The organism is Cesiribacter andamanensis AMV16 (assembly GCF_000348925.1).
In the GTDB taxonomy this organism is placed as follows: domain Bacteria; phylum Bacteroidota; class Bacteroidia; order Cytophagales; family Cyclobacteriaceae; genus Cesiribacter; species Cesiribacter andamanensis.
In genome coordinates this window covers 1-1,148 of sequence record NZ_AODQ01000236.1, presented here as the reverse complement: position 1 = coordinate 1,148, position 1,148 = coordinate 1, and the positions used below count along the sequence as shown (strand labels likewise).

The following is a 1,148-nucleotide window of genomic DNA, read 5'->3' as shown; positions in this document are numbered from 1 at the left end:
AGATGATTCCCTGGATGAGTATACGGCCTACAGCCTGCTGGACCGCCTCGACGACTGATATCCATTTTTTTAACCCATAAACACTACGCGCTATGAACACTTCCTTTATTCTGCTGCAGACGCAGACGACCGTAGCCCTGGAAGATTTTTCAGGCTTCGTCATCATGGCCGTCAACATCATTTTTATCATTATCCTGGCCCTTGGGCTGATCAATACGGTTCGTAAATTTATCATGAGCGATCCCAGCGCCATGAGCAGCCTGGGGCAGCTGGTGGTCGGGGTGATCGTCTTCCTGGTCTTCAATATTTTTAAAGACGATCTCACAGGCATTTTCGGGGAGTTCCAGCTATGAGGACCTATCGCTCCATAGAACGCAAGAGCAGGATCCTGGGCATGCCAGCCGGTGACCTCCTGCTGCTCCTGAGCCTGCTTGTGCTGCTGGTCCTGCTGGGCGGCATCATGGGCACCTTCCTGAAGGTCTCCAAATACTACTACTTCAGCTCTCTGCTGGCCGTCCTTATGCTCCAGTTCTTCCTGCGCTACCTCAACCGCAGGAAGCATCCCAGCTTCCTGGCTTCCTGGATCTCCTACCGCTTCCTGCAGGCCCGCAAGATCACCGTTTTCCCTAATTCACCCTCCCTATGGAAACCCAATCCCAACCCAACCAATCGAATGGTGCCGTAAAGAAGCTGCACAGCCTTCACCAGCTGCTGCCGGTCTATGCCCTGGAAGGGGATAAACTGGTGCTTCGGGATGGGCGCATTGCCCTGGGCTTTGTCCTGGAAGGCGTTGCCGCCGAGGAGTGGACCGCCGCCCGCTATCAACAGCTGAATGCCCTCTTTGCCGGTGCGCTTAAGCCCCTGCCCGTGGATACAGTGGTGCAGCGGCTGGATTTCTTTTACGACCAGCCCTACAGGCCCGACAAAAAGGAGCAGGCCTACTTCCGGGGTAAGGCAGATGCGCACTTCATGGACCGCCTCATGCTCCACCAGCGCAGTTACCTCTTCCTGAGCTTTCCCGGCGGGGCCACGCGCCGCAGCAGCCCGACGACTTCGCTTTTTGCTCAGCTGAGCCGGCGCCTGTTGCAAAACCCCCTGGCCGGTATCGGCGAGCGCATGCAAGAGGCGGAAAGCCTGGCCGGTGAGCT

3 protein-coding genes are annotated in these 1,148 nt (G+C 56.9%); all 3 read left to right on the top strand.

The genetic code is table 11. The features are described 5' to 3' along the window. Positions 1 to 92: 92 nt before the first annotated feature. Positions 93 to 353, top strand: a complete 261-nt coding sequence (locus tag ADICEAN_RS20725) for a hypothetical protein (protein WP_009197636.1) — start codon at positions 93 to 95, stop codon at positions 351 to 353. Then, positions 350 to 685, top strand: a complete 336-nt coding sequence (locus tag ADICEAN_RS20720; RefSeq protein ID WP_009197635.1) for a hypothetical protein — start codon at positions 350 to 352, stop codon at positions 683 to 685. Before ADICEAN_RS20725 ends, ADICEAN_RS20720 begins: the two co-directional genes overlap by 4 nt. Beyond that, the coding region (locus ADICEAN_RS20715) for a hypothetical protein (RefSeq protein ID WP_040398711.1) at positions 643 to 1,148 on the top strand (506 nt) is incomplete at its 3' end. The genes ADICEAN_RS20720 and ADICEAN_RS20715, both read left to right, overlap by 43 nt.

Excerpts from the sequence above, each read along its gene's own strand:
- ADICEAN_RS20725 (WP_009197636.1), top strand. The coding sequence starts at position 93 with ATGAACACTTCCTTTATTCTGCTGCAGACGCAGACGACCGTAGCCCTG.
- ADICEAN_RS20720 (WP_009197635.1), top strand. The coding sequence starts at position 350 with ATGAGGACCTATCGCTCCATAGAACGCAAGAGCAGGATCCTGGGCATG.